The 18,369-nt window shown below is 64.7% G+C and carries 18 protein-coding genes; 6 read left to right on the top strand and 12 right to left on the bottom strand.

The features are described 5' to 3' along the window. Window positions 1-617 (bottom strand): hypothetical protein (locus IIB36_18750; GenBank protein MCH7533781.1); only part of this gene is annotated, 617 nt, incomplete at its 3' end. Between the two features lie 281 nt (window positions 618-898). Here IIB36_18750 and IIB36_18745 point away from each other — a divergent pair. The 4 genes from IIB36_18745 (at window position 899) to IIB36_18730 (ending at window position 3,755) form a co-directional block, all read left to right on the top strand. Continuing rightward, window positions 899-1,105 carry an AbrB/MazE/SpoVT family DNA-binding domain-containing protein gene (locus IIB36_18745; GenBank protein ID MCH7533780.1) on the top strand — a complete coding sequence of 69 codons (207 nt, stop codon included), beginning with the start codon at window positions 899-901 and terminating at the stop codon, window positions 1,103-1,105. Further along, complete coding sequence (locus tag IIB36_18740) at window positions 1,102-1,485, top strand: type II toxin-antitoxin system VapC family toxin (protein ID MCH7533779.1); 384 nt, start codon at window positions 1,102-1,104, stop codon at window positions 1,483-1,485. Before IIB36_18745 ends, IIB36_18740 begins: the two co-directional genes overlap by 4 nt. 63 nt (window positions 1,486-1,548) lie before the next feature. Beyond that, window positions 1,549-2,055: a hypothetical protein gene (locus IIB36_18735; protein MCH7533778.1), complete on the top strand. Its 507-nt coding sequence runs from the start codon at window positions 1,549-1,551 to the stop codon at window positions 2,053-2,055. Between the two features lie 92 nt (window positions 2,056-2,147). After that, a complete protein-coding gene (locus IIB36_18730; GenBank protein MCH7533777.1) occupies window positions 2,148-3,755 on the top strand; it encodes a PKD domain-containing protein in 1,608 nt (535 codons plus the stop codon). Window positions 3,756-3,767: 12 nt separating this feature from the next. Here the strand turns inward: IIB36_18730 and IIB36_18725 are convergent, their stop codons facing one another. The 11 genes from IIB36_18725 to IIB36_18675 all read right to left on the bottom strand — a co-directional run bounded on the left by IIB36_18725 (window position 3,768) and on the right by IIB36_18675 (window position 16,736). Beyond that, entirely contained in the window at window positions 3,768-4,742 is a 975-nt protein-coding gene (locus tag IIB36_18725; protein ID MCH7533776.1) for a histone deacetylase, read from the bottom strand. Between the two features lies 1 nt (window position 4,743). Further along, window positions 4,744-7,986, bottom strand: coding sequence for a carbamoyl-phosphate synthase large subunit (gene carB / locus IIB36_18720; protein ID MCH7533775.1), 3,243 nt, complete (start codon window positions 7,984-7,986; stop codon window positions 4,744-4,746). Beyond that, window positions 7,965-8,093: a MetS family NSS transporter small subunit gene (locus IIB36_18715; protein ID MCH7533774.1), complete on the bottom strand. Its 129-nt coding sequence runs from the start codon at window positions 8,091-8,093 to the stop codon at window positions 7,965-7,967. The genes carB and IIB36_18715 overlap by 22 nt, the downstream gene beginning before the upstream one ends. 140 nt (window positions 8,094-8,233) lie before the next feature. Continuing rightward, the gene (locus tag IIB36_18710; GenBank protein MCH7533773.1) at window positions 8,234-8,620 is read right to left on the bottom strand and encodes a hypothetical protein; all 387 of its coding nucleotides are present in this window, start codon (window positions 8,618-8,620) and stop codon (window positions 8,234-8,236) included. Further along, entirely contained in the window at window positions 8,617-11,031 is a 2,415-nt protein-coding gene (locus IIB36_18705; protein ID MCH7533772.1) for a M6 family metalloprotease domain-containing protein, read from the bottom strand. Before IIB36_18705 ends, IIB36_18710 begins: the two co-directional genes overlap by 4 nt. 95 nt (window positions 11,032-11,126) lie before the next feature. Further along, complete coding sequence (locus tag IIB36_18700; GenBank protein ID MCH7533771.1) at window positions 11,127-11,696, bottom strand: HD domain-containing protein; 570 nt, start codon at window positions 11,694-11,696, stop codon at window positions 11,127-11,129. Between the two features lie 25 nt (window positions 11,697-11,721). Further along, the gene (nth, locus tag IIB36_18695; protein MCH7533770.1) at window positions 11,722-12,372 is read right to left on the bottom strand and encodes an endonuclease III; all 651 of its coding nucleotides are present in this window, start codon (window positions 12,370-12,372) and stop codon (window positions 11,722-11,724) included. After that, a complete protein-coding gene (locus IIB36_18690; protein MCH7533769.1) occupies window positions 12,365-13,150 on the bottom strand; it encodes a hypothetical protein in 786 nt (261 codons plus the stop codon). Before IIB36_18690 ends, nth begins: the two co-directional genes overlap by 8 nt. A gap of 9 nt (window positions 13,151-13,159) precedes the next feature. Then, window positions 13,160-13,894, bottom strand: a complete 735-nt coding sequence (locus IIB36_18685; GenBank protein MCH7533768.1) for a metallopeptidase family protein — start codon at window positions 13,892-13,894, stop codon at window positions 13,160-13,162. Between the two features lie 36 nt (window positions 13,895-13,930). Next, window positions 13,931-15,352 carry a sodium-dependent transporter gene (locus IIB36_18680; GenBank protein MCH7533767.1) on the bottom strand — a complete coding sequence of 474 codons (1,422 nt, stop codon included), beginning with the start codon at window positions 15,350-15,352 and terminating at the stop codon, window positions 13,931-13,933. A 67-nt stretch (window positions 15,353-15,419) separates the two neighbouring features. Next, on the bottom strand, window positions 15,420-16,736 hold the full coding sequence (locus IIB36_18675) for a glycine--tRNA ligase (GenBank protein MCH7533766.1): 1,317 nt from the start codon (window positions 16,734-16,736) through the stop codon (window positions 15,420-15,422). Between the two features lie 164 nt (window positions 16,737-16,900). On the opposite strand from IIB36_18675, the gene IIB36_18670 reads away from it, so the two are divergent. Both IIB36_18670 and IIB36_18665 read left to right on the top strand, forming a co-directional pair. After that, window positions 16,901-17,509 carry a NifU family protein gene (locus IIB36_18670; protein MCH7533765.1) on the top strand — a complete coding sequence of 203 codons (609 nt, stop codon included), beginning with the start codon at window positions 16,901-16,903 and terminating at the stop codon, window positions 17,507-17,509. Beyond that, on the top strand, window positions 17,481-18,368 hold the full coding sequence (locus IIB36_18665; GenBank protein MCH7533764.1) for a cyanophycinase: 888 nt from the start codon (window positions 17,481-17,483) through the stop codon (window positions 18,366-18,368). Before IIB36_18670 ends, IIB36_18665 begins: the two co-directional genes overlap by 29 nt. Window position 18,369: the final 1 nt, after the last annotated feature.

Raw genomic sequence — 18,369 nt, 5'->3', positions numbered from 1 at the left:
GGTCTCGCTCGACAGCCGCAGCGTCTGTGCCGCCCGCGAGGTTCGCGAATAACGTAACGTCGGTTTCTTCGAGGCGTGCCCGGTGCCAATGGCGGGATATCGTCAGTCTGTATCGGCTCTGGTTCCGGCTTGGGGTCTTTGGCGGTTGCTTCGACCTCTAGCGCTGCCTTGTCAGCCGCGATCTTTTCGCCTTTGGCCTTCTGCTTGAGGATGTCGCCGAACTGCTTGGCGAGGGCTTTGTCGGCCTCGGTCGGTTCGACCGGCGCGGACGACCGCTCGGTAGAAGGCTTGACGACGGAATAGGTCCTCTCAGTCTCATTGATCGCGTTGACCTCGGCGATCAGGCCCGCGGCTTTGCCAAAGGCGTCGCTTCTCAGGCTCTTGAAACGCCCCTTCGCGGCCCGGTTGTGCTGGCTTAAAGATCCGCCAAGGACTTTCGTGAGCTCGAGCGTTCCGTCCGCCCCGATGGTGAGTTCGAGCGAGACGCCCTTGCCGCATGCGACATCGAGGACCTCGTCGTCCTCGCCCATCTCAGTGAGTAGGGCGATCTGCCGGTATAGGTCGACACCCCCGGGAGGAAAGAGAAGGCGGGGACTCAACCGGACCAGATCGAGCATGGAGGGAACGGTCGGGGCGTACCCGGCCGTCCCAGCATCGGTTGGCGGCATGGCGGGAAAGGTAGGGGGCGGGGCGCCGGGGGCAACGCACAGGGCGGCGCCGAGCTCCGAGCGCTCAGCAGTTGGACGGCCGCACCGAGCTGGCGCCCCCACCGGAGGATCCGGGCGGAGTGAAGGGCTCGAGGCGACCGAAGGTCCTGAGCCACCTGTACATCCATACCACATCGAGTATCCTTAGGCATGTCGTATGACGCGTTAGCGATCGATCAGGAGTACATACTATGACTGTCGTCACCGTCTCTCCCAAGTACCAGGTGGTCATTCCGAAGGATGTGCGAGAGGCGCTTGGAATCCGCCCGGGACAGAAGGTCCAGGCGTTCGCCGTGGGAGAGCGGGTCGAGCTCATCCCGGTCGAGCCCCTCAGGAATCTCCGGGGGTTCTTGAACGGCGTCGTGCCTGACCTCGAACGCGAGCCCGACCGGCTGTGAACGTCGTCGACTCCCCGGGCTGGATCGAGTACTTCAACGGCGGCCCGAACACCCGGTTCTTCTCCCGTACGATCGAGAACGTGGCCGAACTTGAGGTACCCACCATCACACTCCTCGAAGTCTACCGACACCTTCTTCGACATCAGGGACCGGACGATGCGCTCAGAGCCGTGGCCGGGATGCAGCAGGGTCACGTCGTAGATCTGGATCGAGCTCTAGCGCTTCAGGCGGCCGAGATCGGAGTCGAGCACAAGCTGCCTCTGGCCGACAGCATCATCATGGCCACCGCGAGGGCGCATGAAGCTGTGTTGTGGACGCAGGACTCGGACTTCGAGGGGTTGGACGGAGTTCGTTTTCGGGCCAAGCCGGATGACCACTAGAGTCTTCGAAGTCTTCACGGACTTCGTCTGACCGTGGTGCTACTTGAGCACGCCCTGAGCGTTGTGGGAAGGCTGGGGGCTGCATGGGGCCTCGCCGGCGTCGGCCTCCTCCTCGGCAGCGCCGTCTACCGGCTGACCCCCAGCGCCGTTCGGACCTTCGACTATCCCCTCGACATGCTACAGTGGGGCTTCCTGGTGGTGTGGGTGGTCCTCATGGCCGTCTTTGAGGGATACCTCGGCTTTCAGAGGTCCTTCTCTCCGCGCGTGGCTGCCCGGGCCAAGTACCTGACCGAGCGCCCGCACGCAGTCCGCTCGCTCTTTGCACCGTTCTTCTGCATGGGGTACTTCCACGCCACCCGCAGCGTAAAGATCCGGTCGATCCTGCTGACCGTCGGCATCGTGGGCTTGGTGATGGCCGTTCGCCGGATGCCTCAGCCGTGGCGCGGGATCGTGGATCTCGGGGTCGTGCTCGGGCTGAACTGGGGGATCATCAGCATCGGGGTTTTGGCGTTCATGGCCTTCGCCACCGACGGGTTCGACCATTCGGCGGAGACTCCGGGGGACGCGTAGGGGCCCCGGGACTACCAAGACCCCACACGCTTTCGCTGGACCAAATCCGCCAAAGAAAGTGATCCTTGCCGGTTTCCCAGGGAGGGCTCCCGATGCGCTGCCGGAAGGTACCGCTTGCTTCCGTTGTGATCGTCCTGGCTGCCAGCTCAACGGCGTGCGGCGGATCGCCGGGCACGGAGCCCGAAGTCTCGCCCGTTGAGAACGAGCTGCCGGTGGCGGTCGCCGGGCCCGATCAGGAGGTGACAGCGGGGGCCACCGTCGGCCTCGATGGTAGCGGTTCATCTGACGCGGACGGATCCAGCTTGGCGTATCTCTGGTCGATACGGACGCGTCCGGAGGGGAGCGCTGCAGCGCTCCAGGACTCGACTTCCAGCGCACCGTCCTTTACGGCCGATCTCGCTGGTCAGTACTTGATCACGCTCTCCGTCGACGACGGCCGGCTGACCAGCGCGCCAGATACCGTGGCCGTACTCGCCCTCCGGCCCAATAATCCGCCGGTGGCGAATGCTGGCGCCGATCTGACGTTCGACGTGGGGGCTGAAGTGCGGCTCGACGGTAGCGCCAGCTCCGATCCGGACGGCGATCCCCTCGGCTTTTCCTGGACTTTCGCCTCGGTTCCGAAGGGAAGTGTCGTGGTGCTTTCGGACACCACGAGCGGCAACCCACGCTTCACGCCGGACTTGGTGGGAGCGTACGCGGTGCGATTGGTGGTCAGCGATCAGCAGGTGACGAGTGATCCGGACACGGTAACCATCACGGCCACGGCCGTGTGTGTTTCGAATCCGAAGCCAGTTTTCACGCAGCACATTACCGATCTGAGTCAGCTGGACGTCGTCATACCGCCAGGCTCGGTCTCCGGGGACCACATCTCGAGTCACTCCTATCTCGGTAACACGGTGCCAGCCAACGTGCCCGTCTATGCGCCGGTCGATGCGCATCTCATCAACGGCGTCCACTATCAGAGCGACGGATTGAGCCAGTACTCCCTGTACTTCCGCGTGAGTTGCGAGGTGATGTTCATTCTGGGTCACTTCGTGAGCCCGACCGATTCGATCAAGTCCATGTTTGCGGATACGCCCTCGGCCGATACCCGCACAGGGGATGACTTCGAGGACCCGCCTCTGTTTCAGGCGGGCGAGTTGCTCGGATACACGACAGGCGTGCCCTCCAGTGGTCGCTGGGACTTCGGCGTGTATAACACCGAGCACGTGAACACGTTCGGCAACAACGCCCGCTACGAGTACGCGTGGCGAGACCTCAACTCCGACTGCCCGTACGACTACTTCACGGATCCTCTCCGCCAGGAGTACTACGCCCTGTTCGGGACAGCCGGAGGCACGGTCGTCCCTGGTGCAGACTGCAGGGGTGCTTCGCAGGATGTGGTCGGGACGGCCAGCGGCGCTTGGTTCCTCGACTCCGGCGCGGAGGGCGACTATGGCAGCCGGATGGCCATCGCGGCCACGCTCGACGATGGCCAGGTACGCATGGGCGGGATCGGAAGCGGGCTATGGATCAACTTTGGGGACGCGACGTTCACCTTGCCGGCCGACATCACTGCCGAACACTGCTACTTCAAGGACGGCACGGTCCTCTATCTCAAGGTCGTGTCGCCGACCGAGCTGATGGTCTACCACGAGAGCGCAAGCACAGGCTGTCCGGGTTCGTTCCCGAGCGCACAGGCGAAGTTGTACATACGCTAGCGTCGACGACGCCTACGGCGCCTCCAACCCCGCGAGCGCCCGAATCACGGCCACGACTCCCTCACCGAGCCGCTTCGGGTCGTAGCCACCCTCCAGCAGCGCCACGACGCGCCCATCACACCCAGCGGCCGCCACCTCGAGAGTGAAGCGCGTCATGTCGTAGAGATCGGACGGTTCGAGCCGCAGGTCTCCGAGTGGGTCGCCCGCCATGGCGTCGAATCCGCACGAAACGAGCACGAAGTCGGGCTCGAAGCGGCTGAGCGCCTCGTCAACCGCGCGTTCGAAGTGCACACGGTACTCCGCGGCCGGCGTACCGGCAGCCAGCGGCACATTCAGCGTGTACCCGACCCCCGCGCCCATGCCGGTCTGCTCGGCCGACCCCGTACCCGGATAGTGCGGCCACTGGTGCAGTGAGACGAAGAAGACCGACGCGTCTTCGTAGAACGCATCGTGCGTGCCGTTCCCGTGATGCACGTCCCAGTCGAGGATCAGCACTCGCTCCGCGTGGCCATGCGCCTGCAACCAGCGCGCAGTAACCGCGATGTTGTTGAAGAGGCAGAAGCCCATCGCCCGATCGGGCGTCGCGTGGTGGCCCGGAGGTCGCGTCGCGACGAAGGCGTTTCGGATCGTGCCTTCGACCACCGCATGCGCCGCTGCGACCGCGGCGCCCGCGCTGCCGACCGCCGCGTCCCACGACGCCGAAGAAACCTTCGTGTCCGAGTCGACGGAGACGATCTTCTCCGACTCCTGGGCCATCCGGCACGCGTCACGCACCAGCTCTACCTGCTCTTGGGTGTGCACGCGCAGCAGGTCCTCCATGGACGCTTCCCCCGCCTGCATCTGCTCCACGGAGCCGTGCAGCGTGAGCAGGTCCTTGCCGACCGTCGACGCCAGGGCGCGGAGGCGACCCTGATGCTCGGGGTGCCTCCAGCCGGTGTCGTGGAGGGGAGACGCGGGATGCAGGAAGAAGCCCGTGGCAGCGCTCACGTCAGTCGGCGCCGACCTCAGCCCTGAGGGACGCGATACGCTCCTGGACCGAGCGGACCTCTCGGACGCGCGACTTGAGCGCGATGAGCGCGTCGCACGCCGCCGACGTCGCGGACATCGTCGTGAGGTACGGCACCTTGTAGGTGATCGCAGCCCGGAGCATCGCGTAGTCGTCGTACTGGGACCGCTTGCCGAGCGGCGTATTGATGAGCAACGCGACGTCGCCGGTCACGATGTGATCGACGATGTCGGGGCGACCCTCTCCGACCTTGAAGACCCGCTCCGCGGGCACACCGAGCCGCGCCAGGTAGTCCCGCGTGCCCTTTGTCGCCATGATGTCGAAGCCGAGGTCGCGGAATCGGCGCACGATCGGCGTGACGGTTTCCTTGTCGGCGTCGTTCACGGTAACGATCAGCCGGCCTGACTCCGGCAGACGGTTGCCCGCAGAGATCTGCGCTTTCGCGAACGCCATTCCGAACGAGTCGTCGAAGCCCATGACCTCACCCGTCGACCGCATCTCCGGTCCTAGCAGCACATCGACGTCGAAGCGATCGAACGGGAACACAGCCTCCTTCACCGCGACGCCGGGCACCGGTGGCTCCTCCGGCACGTCCATGTCCGCGAGCTTCTCGCCCGCCATGATGCGCGCGGCGAGGCGCGCGAGCGGCACGCCGGTCGCCTTGCTCACGAAAGGAACGGTGCGAGACGCCCGCGGGTTCACCTCGAGCACGTAGACGACGTCGGCCTTGATCGCGTATTGCACGTTCATCAACCCCACCACACCCAACTCCAGAGCGAACTTGCGCGTCAGGTCGCGGATCTCCTCGAGCACCGGACCCGAGAGCAGGTACGGGGGCAACACACACGCCGAGTCACCCGAGTGTACGCCCGCGTCCTCGATGTGCTGCATGATTCCGCCGATGACGACGTCGGTGCCGTCGCAGAGCGCGTCGACGTCCGCTTCGAAGGCATCCTCGAGGAAGGAGTCGACGAGCACCGGATGATCTTCGGACGCCTGCGCGGCTTCTTCGAAGTACCGCCCGAGTGACTCCTCGTCGTAGATGATGCGCATCGCGCGCCCGCCGAGCACGTAGCTGGGCCGGACGAGCACCGGAAAGCCGATCTCGCGCGCCGCGGCAAGCGCCTCTTCCTCACTCCTGGCGATGCCGTTGGCCGGGGTGCGCGCGCCGATCTTCCTGCACACCTCATTGAAGCGGTCACGGTCTTCCGCCCGGTCGATCGCCTCGACCGACGTGCCGAGCACCGGTGCGCCGAGCTCTTCGAGGCCGTGCGCCAGTTTGAGCGGCGTCTGACCGCCGAGTTGGACGATGACGCCCATCGGCTGCTCGAGGTGAAGGATCTCGAGCACGTCCTCGAGCGTGAGCGGCTCGAAGTACAGCTTGTCACTGATGTCGAAGTCCGTGGAGACGGTCTCGGGATTCGAGTTGATCATGATGGTCTCGAAGCCGGCCTCTTTGAGCGCGAGCACGGCCTGCACGCAGCAGTAGTCGAACTCGATGCCCTGCCCGATCCGGTTCGGTCCACTACCGAGGATGACGACCTTCTCGCGCTCCGACGGCACGCTCTCGCTCTCGTCCTCGTACGACGAGTAGTAGTACGGCGTTGCCGCCGGGAACTCACCGGCGCAGGTGTCGACCACGTTGTACGTGGGCCGGATGTCCAGCTCCCAACGTCGAGCACGCACGGCGGCTTCCTCCTCACCGCGCAGCTCAGCCAACTGAAGGTCGCTGAAGCCCTCGCGCTTCATGCGCCGGAGCAGCTCCGGACTGACTTCTTCCGCGTCCCGGTAGCGCGCTTCCCACTCGAGAATCTGCTCGAGCTGATCGATGAACCAGGGATCGATCCTCGTGGCTTCGAAGATGTCCTCAGGTGATAGACCGGCCTCGAGGGCCCGCTTCAGTTGAAATGGACGGTTCGGAGTCGGTCGCTGAATCGCGCGTAGCAACGCCTGGCGGTCGTCGGCCTCGAGCCCGTCGTCCTTGAGCCACCGGCCAGTGACCCATCCGTGGCGACCCGTCTCCAGCCCGCGGAAACCCTTTTGCCAAGCGCTCCGGAAGGTGCGGCCGATCGCCATCGTCTCACCCACCGACTTCATCTGGATACCCAGAGTGTCGTCCACCTCGGGGAACTTCTCGAAGGCGAATCGCGGCAGCTTTACAACCACGTAGTCGAGCACTGGCTCGAACGAGGCCGGTGTCGTCTTGGTGATGTCGTTGGGCAGCTCGTGCAGATGGTAGCCAACGGCGAGTTTGGCACCGACGCGTGCGATCGGAAATCCAGTCGCCTTGGATGCGAGTGCGGACGATCGTGAGACGCGCGGGTTCATCTCGACGACGAGCATCTCGCCGTCCTCGGGGTTTACTGCAAACTGGATGTTACAACCGCCGGCCTCGACGCCGATCTCCCGGATGATCGCGATCGACGCGTCGCGCATCCTCTGATACTCGACGTCGCTGAGGGTCTGCGCCGGCGCGACCGTGATCGAGTCACCCGTGTGCACCCCCATAGGATCGAAATTCTCGATCGAACAAACGATGATGACGTTGTCGATGGAGTCCCGGACGACTTCGAGCTCGTACTCCTTCCAGCCAATGACCGAGCGGTCGATCAGCACTTCTCTGATCGGGGAAGCGTCGAGTCCCTTACGGACCTGCTCGCGGAACTCCTCGCGGTTGTACGAGATGCCGCCGCCGGTACCACCGAGCGTGTACGAGGGCCGCACGATCGCCGGGTACCCCGTGCCCTCCACGATCTCCAGAGCTTCTTCGATCGTGCGCGCAAATCCTCCGGTCGGGACCTCGAGGCCGATGCGGTGCATCGCCTTGGCAAACAGCTCTCGGTCCTCCGCCATCTCGATCGAGCGCTCGTCCGCACCGATCAACTCGACTCCATGTTTCTCCAGGATCCCGGCCCGGTGCAGATCCATCGCGACGTTGAGAGCGGTCTGGCCACCCATCGTCGGTAGCAGCGCGTCAGGCTTCTCGCGCTCGATGACCATCTCGACCCACTCCGCCGTGATGGGCTCGATGTACGTGCGATCCGCAAGGTCCGGATCCGTCATGATCGTCGCTGGATTCGAATTTACCAGCACGACGCGGTAGCCCTCTTCCTTGAGGGCGCGCACGGCCTGGGTACCCGAATAGTCGAACTCGCAGGCCTGACCGATGATGATCGGCCCGGAGCCCAGGATGAGAATGGTTTCTAGGTCGTCGCGTCGTGGCACGCGCTCTTCCCGGACTCCTTTCGGATGGCGGTGAGTAGCACCCAGGAGAAGCCGCCCCAAACGAACACCATCACCACGATCATCGTGATCCAGGCGGATGCGGTCATGGGCTGGTCCTCCGCCCCGCGGGCGGCCTCGGAGGTTGGTTCTGCTCGGCGATTGGCGGGGCCGCCGCACCGGGTGGCGGGTCCGGCGAAACGGCCCGCGTAAGGTCGCTAGAGGGGGATGGGGCTGCAAGCGGAGAGGCTCAGTCCTCCAGTTGAACCAGGATCCCCGCCAGCAGCTTGGGAAGGTTGTCCGCTCCGGCCGCGTACACGACGGTCGCGATCGGCGGCTCCGACCTGAGATCCTCCACTTCGATCCCGAACTGAATGGATGACCCTGAGCGGCTCACCAGCACGACCCGGTGCCGCCCCCCAATGCTCGACACGACCGATCCATAGGCCTGGGTATCCCCATTCCCGACGAAGCCTCGGATGCCCGTCCCCTCAACTTCGAGCACAACCGCCCCCAGGTTGATAGGGCTGATGATCGTCCCGTTGATCACACCTGGGCCTTTCGGGCCCCAGTCGCACCCGGTCAGCGCGATCAACGCTACCGCAGCGACCCACCGCAGACGCGAGACGCGCTTCATCGGCTGGGGTTGGCGAGCACCCACGCCCGGAAATCGCCCAAGTCGTAGCTGCCGGAACCATTCCCGACATGGTCCAGGAAGTCCTCCTGAAGCGACGTGAGCTCCTCGCCGACCCCCAAGAACGGTGAGACGAGCTGGGAGAGGGAAATGCCCGGGTCGCCGACCTCCAGTGTGATCGTCGCCTCGGCCAAGAGACCGAGTACGTCCCTGGCAACCACATCTACATGAAACGAGCCGAGTTCGAGTGCCGAACCCGAGAGTCGACCCAGCGAGTTCAGAGTCAGACCGTCGGGGAGCTCGCCGCCCGCTCGAACCCATGTAATGGGATCGTTCCCGTTCTCGACCTCGAACTGGATGTCGACCCGCGTCGCCGCGGGAAAGTCGGCCGTGGTAGGGGGAATCGTGTACGTGAGCGTGAATGTCGCCGCAGCGGCGATGGGGGCCGCGAGGACTACGGTCGCAGGGTTCGACTGCCCCCCGAACGCCCCGGTCCACGCGACGAAGTCGAACCCGGTGGTTGCGACGGCCTCAACGGTCACTTGCGTTCCTTCCTCGAACCAGAGGTCCGGAGCCGCAGGCTGAGTGGTCAAGACGCCCGGAGCGACTCCGTTGACCCCGCCTACGAGCTCGATCGCCAGCTCGACCTGGCGCCCGCTGTACTGGGCGACCAGAACCACGTCCTCGAGCGGCATCACGAAGTCGCGTCGGCTGTCGGCCGTGGGGCTGTCCGCCCAGCCGCGGAATGCCCGCCGCACTCCTACTTCGATCTCCTGACCTCGCGCGGCCTCCACGGTGTGCACGACAAACGGCGCGGACGTGAAGGAGTCGTTCTCGGGCTCAAGGGACGCGCCATCCACAGTGAACAGTCCACCTGAGCCGTCCCCACCTTCCGCCGTCAGAGTGACCGTTGTGAAGCGGTTCAACAGCCTCATTCGGACCTCGTCACCCACGGTCTCGATGTCGACCAACGTCAGCCCCGTCGGCGTACCCAGGAACGACGTGGCCGCCGGGCGGGACGCGGCGTGGAAGACGTCTTTGCCGGTCTCGTCACCCACGTAGGGGAACGGATCGCCGCTGTCGCCGCGCCCACCGCCCGGCACGCCGAGATCGTCCCGTCCGTCGGCCTGGCGGAGCCAGACCCCCCTGTGCTGAGATGCGTTCACCCCGCTCCAGTGCTGCGATACCCAATCCGGGTCGATATGCCACACGAGAAGACCCTCTCCGTACAGGTACTGGTCGTACCCGAGCCGCTGTCGATTCTCCAGCAGGAAGTACTCACCCGAGCCGTCGATCGCGTCGACGCGATAGATGGTGCCTCCGCTTTCCACGGGCTCCAGTGTCAGAACACTGAGGTCCGAGTCGAGCGGCACCGTCGTGACATCGACCCAACCGAGCATCGACTTGGTCCAAGCGCCCATGTGGCAGGGGCTCTCCGGCGATTGATCATCGCAACCATACGAGCCGGACGACATGAGGTCCCAGTTGCCGGCGCCGGCGTGTCTCCCGTCCGACGACTCGGTGTCGTACAGGTCCGGCAGTCCGAACGCATGGCCCATTTCGTGCGAGATGACGCCGATCGGGCTCAAATCGCTCTCGTTGCACGCGAACAGGGGCTGGATGAAGTAGTCGTCGATGCGGATGAAGTCGCCGCCGAATGCCGGCACGGTAGTAACGAAGGCGCGGCCCCCCGCGCTCAGACTCCAACGGTGAGACCAGATGCGGTCATCCTGGTCGAGACCCCCGCACTCGGCACCTGCAGTGGGCTGTATGACCGCGAGCGCATCGACGTAGCCATCATCGTCACCCGAGTTGGGAAGGCCGTCCGGCCCGTCGTTGTCGTAGAGGCCCCAGTCCACGTCGTTCAGACGCACGAGCAGTTGCGTGATGAACGCACCCGCGGTGCCCGTGAGCCCGCTTTCGCTGCCCGTCGCCTGCACACGCGTAAACGACGCGCGAGTCCAGTCCATGACGTCGCCGACGACTTCGGCGCGTCCTCCGGAGAGCTCGTCGTAGAAATCGGTGATGGTGCCGGGCGCGTCGCTGAAGTACGCGGCCTGGATGGTGTCGAGTCCGTAGCGGATCGAGTCCGGAGAATCGCTGAAGAGCCCCAGCACGACCGGGATAAAGAACGTGCCCAGGACGGGCCCGTCCCGCGGACCGAGCACACGCAGGACACCCGGATCGAGCGCGGCTTCTGCATCCATGCGGGCCCGCAGGCGGGCCGTCCTCCCGCGACGGAACTGGAACGCGTCCGGGTCGGCCGCAAGCTCTTCGAAATAGCCCGCTGGAGGGACCGTCCCGTATCGCTCTCCCAACGCCTCTACGTCCTGAGCCGGAAGCCTCTGCGCAGGCATGAAGAGCGCCGCGGACAGCCCGATCAGTGTGGCTGGGACGAAGGACGCGAGGCGCATGTGGATCCTAACGAATGCGTGGTTGGGTCGCTTTCGATACACGACGCGGGAAACGCCGGTTCCTGCACCAACGGTGTGACGAGCGGGAGGGAGCCTCAACCGGCCCGGTCTTCGGCACGAATCTCGAGTCGCTCCGCGATGCTACGCAGGCCGTCGATCACGTTCTGGATGTGCTCGCTCCGCTCTAGGCCGATGAGCTCGACCCCGTGCGCGACCTCGTCCCGGCTCACGCCGGCGGCGAACGCCTTGTCCTTCAGCTTCTTCGCCACGGACTTCGGCTTGAGGTCGTCGATGCCGTTCGGGCGCACGAGGCAGCACGCGTACACGAGACCGGAGAGCTCATCGCACGCGAGCAGGACCTTGTCCAGCTCACTCGTCGGCTCGACCCCGGTAGAGCCGGACCGGTGTGAGAGGATCGCCTGCAATACGTTGTCGGGATATCCCGCCTCCCGCAGGTGGTCGACGGCGGTGACGGGGTGGTTCTCCGGATACCTCTCCCAGTCGAGGTCGTGCAGCAAGCCGGCGAGACCCCAAATCTCCTCGTCTCCTCCGCGAAGGCGAGCGTAGTGCCGAACCGCGGCCTCGACGGCGTACATGTGCTTCCGCAGACCCTCGTTACCGACCCACTCTTCCAGCAGGGCGACGGCATGTGCTCGGTCGGGCATTGTGGATACCGGTTCGGGTGAGCCTTCAAACTCGTGACGAAGGGCACAATCCTGACAGCGTGCATGCCTCGCACCTCGGCTTTTTCGCGTCACAGACGCGGCGGCCGTGCCAAATGAGCAGGTGGGACAGCAACCTCCAGCGTTCCCTCGGGAAGAGCGCCATCAGGTCCTGTTCGACCTTCTCGGGCGTCTTCTCCTCCGTGAAGCGGAGCAGTGTCGACAGCCGCTTCACGTGGGTATCGACCACGACTCCCTCGTCGATTCCGAAGGCGTTGCCGAGGATCACGTTTGCAGTCTTTCGCCCGACGCCGGGCAGCGCCGAGAGCTCCGCCATGGTTTTCGGTACGCCGCCATCGTGGTCCGCCATGAGCCCCCGCGCAAACCCGATTATGCTCTTGGTCTTGTTCCGGAAGAATCCGGTCGACTTCACGATCTGCTCGACGTCTTCCTCTGCAGCGTTGGCGAGCGCCTCCGCCCTGGGGTACCGCTTGAACAGTTCGGGAGTGACCATGTTGACGCGCACGTCGGTCGTCTGCGCGGACAGAATCGTCGCCACGCCCAGCTGAAAGGGGTCGACGAAGTCGAGCTCGCAGTGCGCTTCCGGGTACTCTTCCGTCAGCAGGTCGAACGCCTCGGCCGCGCGCGCGGTCTTGGCCTTCTTCGACTCTCTAGCCATGCAGCGTCACTCGGACGTGGGAGAGGGCAGAGGGAGAAGGTACACCGTCGCACTGAACAGGTACGTCGACGGACTCGAGCGCACCGGGTACCGCCGAGACGTACGCGAAGAAGCGCGCGAGCAACTTGAGGATCTCTCCCGCCGCCTCGACGGCGTACAGGCCGTCCAACTCGCTTCCGGGCAGCTCGCTCGAGAAGTCGGGCGCCGATTCCCGCGCCTCGGTGTCGAGCCACTTCCCGGCTTCCTCGACCGGGGCCTCGGGCACGGAAATCGTGCCGAATCCCGGACGGTCCGGACGGAGTCCGGTGACGAGCAGCACGTGAAGCAGCCCTGCCCCGGACATCATCCAGAACATGCCGTCGATCGATTCGGCTGGATCCGCCTCGCCGCCGACGGTCCAAAAGAGGTGCTGAGGTAGCTGCAGGTACCCCGCCGGTGTGGGAGGCACCGGGTCTCCGTCCGGCACCCCGTCGACGAGATACCGAGACGCGTGGATGCCGAGCAGATACAGCGGGCAATCGGCAGCGGTGAAATGGACTGCCTGGAATACTAGAGCTCCGTACTGGTGGATCGCCTCGGGCGGAGCGTCGGGCCCCTGTAGCTCCCGCACGAACGCACCCACCGAACCCATCGTGATGAACGCCTGTGGGCTCGACGGATCAGCGCCGCGCGCCTCAGCCTCCTCCGCGATCTCGACGATCAACGCCTCCAGGGCGGCCCGGTCCTGGAACGCGATCTCGTACGGCGTCAGGCGCGCGTAAAGGTCGTGGAGCGTCATGGCAGCCCCCTACCCCGCGCCGGTGGCGGGTTCCGCCTCGGCCTCGGATTCGTATACGACCGGTCGTGAGGCTCCAGCCAGCCGCTTCACATCTTCCCACCAGGTGCGGTTTCGCAATAACACGAGCTCGAGCGTCGCGTGCTCTAGCTCGACACCATGGATCCACACAAAATGCACGTCGCCGAGTGTGTCGGGCCGACGAACGCGTAGAGCGATCCCGTGCCATTCGAAGTCGAGGTGGGTCGCGCGTTCGAAAGCTCCGGAGGTCCAGGACTGCTCGAGGTACCAACGGTTCTCTACGCGGAAGATGCCGGGAGCCACCGCCTCCCCCTGTTGGTAGTACCAGGGATCGAAGTCGAGCCCCTCGTCCCGCTTGAACGTCTCGTCGGCGGCGTAGTCGACGCCCTCGAGGTCGGCCTCACCGGCCAGCGACTCGAGATGGTGGCGCAGCTCGTGGGTGAGTGTCTCCCACAACTCTTCGTCCCAATCGAAGCTAGGATCGCGCCTCGCCAGTTGACGAAACGAGCCCCAATAGAGTGCGATGACGGAGCGCGTGGTGTCCGGACTTCCGTAGTCCGAGGGGTGATCTTCGGTCAGGCAGTGCCCAAGGGTGAAGACGTCGGGGTGCTCGGGGTGGGCCAACGCTTCGCGGGTCACCACGAGCCCGCCGACGCCTTCCTTGAACGCGTCGGGAATCTCTTGGTAGGCGGCGCGCGCCGCAGCCTCGAACGCCTCGAACTCCATGCTCAAACTCCATGCTCGAATTCGACGGTGGCCTGATCAGGCCTCGTCGTGCGTCGTACGGTGCTCCTGCACCCGGCCGGCCAGCCAGTTGTTCGCTAGGACGACCGCGACGAGCACGATCGCGAATTGGATCAGTACCGAGCCGACGTTATAGGGGCTGAACAGCGTCCAAGTCTCACGAAAATCGTCGGTGCGCGCTCCCCAGAGCCACCAGACCGCGAGCACGACGGCTTCCACCGCGACCAAGCGCATCGCCCAGTCCCACCAGGCCCCGATGTGGATATCCGAGCCTTCGTGGTTGATGAAGGTCTCCCGCCACTTGGTCACACCGTAGCGCAGCACCGCGAACGCGAAGAAGAAGCCGGAGAGCATGAGCGCAACGCCCCACACCCAGTCCTGGTTCTGGAAGACTTCGAGCTTGAGCGCGCTCGGTATGCCGAAGAGCACGCCCGCGGTTCCCACGATGCCGATCGCGCGCCCGCGCGTCATGCCCAGATCCATCAGGACTCGGCTCGCGAGCTCGATCATCGCGACCAGGCTCGTCCACGCCGCGAAGACGAGGGCGAGAAAGAAGAGCGCCTGGAAGAAGCGTCCGCCAGGAATCTGCGCGAAGAGCTGGGGCACCCAGATGAACGTCAGGCCTTCGTTCCCCGCTCCGACGATCTCGTTCGCGGCCTCGGGCATGACCGAAAAGACGGTGCACAGCACCATGATTCCCGCGAGTAGTGACATCGCGTTGTTGCCAAAGCCGATCACGAAGGCATTGAGCGCGGTGTCTTCGTTCGCTCGCATGTACACCGCGTACGTGAGCACCAGACCCCACCCCGCGCCGGTATCCCAAGCGTTTTGCGTGAGCGCTTGGATCCAGATCTCATAGTTGCCGAGCGCGGCCCAATCGGGTGTAAAGAGAAAGGCGAGCCCTGCGCTCGCTCCGGGCAGCGTGACCGCGCGGACGGCGAGCACGATGATCAAGACGATGAGACTCGGGATCAGGACCTTGGCCGCGGTTTCGATCCCCCTCACGCCCTTCGAGACCACGAAGACCCCCAACGCCATCGCGATGACGTGCGTGACGAGCGCACCCGGGGTCGAGTGGAAGGAGTCCCAGAACGCGCTCGGCGTCGCGCCGGGCACCTCACCGGTCAGGGTGCCGACGAAGAAGCGGATCGTCCACCCCATCACGACACTGTAGTAGAACATGATCGCCGTGGCGACGAACGCGATGAACGCGCCCATCCAGGCGAACTTCGGCCCCAGTGTCTTCACGAACGCGCCGATCGGCCCTTTGCGCGTGCCCTTCCCCATCCCGAACTCGAGGATGAGCAGGGGCACCGACCACAGGAGCAGGAAGACGACCCACGCGACCAAGAACGAACCGCCCCCGTTGCTCGCGGCGATGCGCGGGAAACGCCAGATGTTACCCGTACCGATCGCCATGCCGAGCATGGCGAGCAACATTCCCCACCGCGAACTGAAGACTTCGGGCTTCGAGGCCACGAGCGACTCCTCTAGATGACGACGTCTATCAGAGTAGTCGCTCCCGGATCCACTCGACCACCTTGTCGGTCCCCACCCGCACCTGCTCGAGCGAGTCGCGGTCACGGATGGTCACGGAGTTCTGCTCGGCAGTCTCACCATCGACCGTGATGCACCAGGGCGTCCCGACCTCGTCCTGCCGGCGGTACCGCCGCCCGATCGCCCCGGACTGGTCATGGAAGGAGGGGATCGCCGCCGCGCGTAGATCGGCCTGCAGCTTCTGTGAGATCTCGGGCATGCCGTCCTTCTTCACGAGCGGAAAGACCGCAACCTTCGTGGGTGCGACCTTGGGGTGCAGCCCCAGCACTACGCGCTTGTCGCCAGCGACGTCTTCCTCCCTGTACGCGTCGACGAGCAGGACGAGTACGGTGCGGTCGACCCCCATGGCCGTCTCGACGACGTACGGAAGGAACCGTTCGTTCGTGGGCGCATCGATGTACTCGAGCCGCTTGCCCGAGTACTCCTGATGCCGGGCCAGATCGAAGTCCGTACGGTTGTGGATACCCTCGAACTCCTTCCATCCGAACGGAAACTCGTATTCGATGTCGAACGCCTTCTTGGCGTAGTGGGCGAGCTCGTCAGGGCCGTGCTCGCGAAAACGCAGCTTCGTTTCGTCGATTCCGAGATCCCTGTGCCACTGCATGCGGATCTCCATCCACTGATCGAACCACGACTCGTCGTCGCCCGGCTTTACGAAGAACTGCATCTCGGCCTGCTCGAACTCACGCGTGCGGAAGATGAAGTTCCCAGGTGTGATCTCGTTGCGGAACGCCTTGCCGATCTGCGCGATTCCAAATGGCACCTTCTGGCGCGCCGTTCCCTGAACGTTCAGGAAGTTCACGTAGGCGCCCTGGGCGGTCTCCGGACGGATGTAGATCGTCGCGGAGGAGTCCTCCACGGGCCCCATGAACGTCTTGAACATGAGGTTGAACATGCGGGGCTCGGTGAAGGTGTCCTTCGAGCCGCACGTCGGGCACTGTCCACCCTCGACCTCCGGCAGATCAGCGAGGAAGCGGTGGTGGCAGTTCGTGCACTCCACCAGCGGGTCCGAAAAGCCCTCCACGTGACCTGACGCCTCCCAAACTTTCGGATTCATCAAGATGGCGGCGTCCATGCCCTCGATGTCGTCGCGCTGGTGGACCATCGACGACCACCAGAGCTCTTTCACGTTCCGCTTGAGCTCGACGCCGAGCGAACCGTAGTCCCACACAGACCCGGTGCCGCCGTAGATCTCCGAGGATTGGAAGACAAAGCCCCGCCGTTTGCACAGCGATACGACCTTGTCCATGAGGTCGGGTTTGGCCATGAATCCCCTTTAGTTTCGCGGGGTTTCGTCGTCGGGAGTCGAGCCGTGAAAGGTATCCGTGGCCCTCTGGGCGATCAACGGCCTGAAGGGGGTAGAAACCCACGGAGCGGCGTGGGGGTAGCAGTTGTGTCGGATTCGTAGAAGTCACCCACAGCACGATTCGCATGATCACGTTTACAGATCGCGCTCGCGAAGAAGTTCTCTCGTTCCTCGGCAAGAGCGAGGGCGAGTTGGAAGCGCTACGTATCTCGCTTCGGGACGGCGACCCCCAGGCAGAACCAAAGTTCGACCTGACTCTGGTCGCGCTCCAAGAGCGCACTGAAGACGAGCGAGAGGTGGACCTCGGTGACTTTTCGGTCCTCGTGCACGAGACGGCGATCGAGCGACTCGACGGAGCCACGGTCGACTACGTGCAACGAGTGAACGAGAGCGGTTTCGAGGTCCGCACGCGTGACGCGGCGCCGGCCGACGGAGCCGAGGCCACGACTGCACGCCCGGCGACGCCTCCGACCGGAGAGATCGCGGATCGGGTACGCGAGGTTCTCGACAACAACGTGAACCCGGCAATCGCTGCCCACGGAGGCCTGATCTCCCTGATCGATGTCCATGACACGGAGATCTCGGTCGAGATGAGCGGTGGATGCCAGGGTTGCGCGCTCTCCCTCGCGACGCTGCGGCAAGGTGTCGAGCGCATGCTGAGGGAGGCAGTCCCAGAGCTGACCGCCGTGCACGACATAACAGATCATGCCTCGGGCGAGAATCCGTACCTCTAGTACCTCTGGACGAACCCTACCCGCGCTGATCGCCGGCCTGCTACTCGCCGCGACCGCGGGTGACGCGGCCTCACAGGCTTGCGAGCGTCCGTGCGTCGGGCCGAAGCACGGCGCGATCATCGCTGCGGGCGGTGGGGTACTCGACGCGTCAATCTACGAGCGCTTCGTCAAGCTCGCGGGCGGATCAGACGCCAAGATCGTTCTCATACCCACGGCAGGCGCCCGGTACGGCTCTCACGACGGCTGGACCGCGATCGAGGAGCTTCACAAGGCTGGTGCCGAGCAACTCGAGGTCCTGCATACGCGCAGCCGTTCTGTCGCCAACCTCGCGGCCTTCGCGGCTCCGCTCAAGGAGGCGACCGGAGTGTGGTTTTCTGGGGGCCGCCAGTTCCGCCTCGTTGATGTGTATTTGCAGACGGAGACGCATCGGGAACTTCGGGCAGTCCTCGAACGCGGCGGGGTGATAGGTGGCAACTCCGCCGGCGCATCGGCGCTCGCGTCGTATCTGGTTCGTGGCTCGGAGGACACCGAGCTCGTGATGGCGCCCGACAAGGATATCGGCTTCGGCTTCCTGCGGAACGTCGCGATCGACCAGCACCTTCTCACGCGCGGCCGCGAAAACAACCTCATCCACGTCTTGCAACAATACCCACATTTGCTGGGGGTCGGTCTGTCAGAGGGGTCGGCGATCCTCGTCACGCGCGATTTCGCCGAAGTGCTCGGGAACCGGGTCGCGGTGTACGACGCGACCGATCCGCTGTCGCTGATTCCGCTCCGTTGGCTCGACCCTGGCGACGTGTACGATCTGGGCGCTCGGCGCATGTTCCTGGAGGATCAGGGTCGGGACAGGGGCCGGTAGT

The sequence above is a fragment of the Gemmatimonadota bacterium genome, from assembly GCA_022560615.1.
In the GTDB taxonomy this organism is placed as follows: Bacteria; Gemmatimonadota; Gemmatimonadetes; order Longimicrobiales; family Gaopeijiaceae; genus UBA1138.
This window is presented reverse-complemented; position numbering and strand designations above follow the sequence as displayed.

Coding starts and splice junctions, on each gene's coding strand:
- IIB36_18745 (MCH7533780.1), top strand. CDS start 899: ATGACTGTCGTCACCGTCTCTCCCAAGTACCAGGTGGTCATTCCGAAG.
- IIB36_18715 (MCH7533774.1), bottom strand. CDS start 8,093: ATGACCGCATCCGCCTGGATCACGATGATCGTGGTGATGGTGTTCGTT.
- IIB36_18730 (MCH7533777.1), top strand. CDS start 2,148: ATGCGCTGCCGGAAGGTACCGCTTGCTTCCGTTGTGATCGTCCTGGCT.
- IIB36_18705 (MCH7533772.1), bottom strand. CDS start 11,031: ATGCGCCTCGCGTCCTTCGTCCCAGCCACACTGATCGGGCTGTCCGCG.
- IIB36_18685 (MCH7533768.1), bottom strand. CDS start 13,894: ATGGAGTTCGAGGCGTTCGAGGCTGCGGCGCGCGCCGCCTACCAAGAG.
- nth (MCH7533770.1), bottom strand. CDS start 12,372: ATGGCTAGAGAGTCGAAGAAGGCCAAGACCGCGCGCGCGGCCGAGGCG.
- IIB36_18680 (MCH7533767.1), bottom strand. CDS start 15,352: ATGTTGCTCGCCATGCTCGGCATGGCGATCGGTACGGGTAACATCTGG.
- IIB36_18690 (MCH7533769.1), bottom strand. CDS start 13,150: ATGACGCTCCACGACCTTTACGCGCGCCTGACGCCGTACGAGATCGCG.
- IIB36_18700 (MCH7533771.1), bottom strand. CDS start 11,696: ATGCCCGACCGAGCACATGCCGTCGCCCTGCTGGAAGAGTGGGTCGGT.
- IIB36_18665 (MCH7533764.1), top strand. CDS start 17,481: ATGCCTCGGGCGAGAATCCGTACCTCTAGTACCTCTGGACGAACCCTA.
- IIB36_18675 (MCH7533766.1), bottom strand. CDS start 16,736: ATGGCCAAACCCGACCTCATGGACAAGGTCGTATCGCTGTGCAAACGG.
- IIB36_18670 (MCH7533765.1), top strand. CDS start 16,901: ATGATCACGTTTACAGATCGCGCTCGCGAAGAAGTTCTCTCGTTCCTC.
- IIB36_18710 (MCH7533773.1), bottom strand. CDS start 8,620: ATGAAGCGCGTCTCGCGTCTGCGGTGGGTCGCTGCGGTAGCGTTGATC.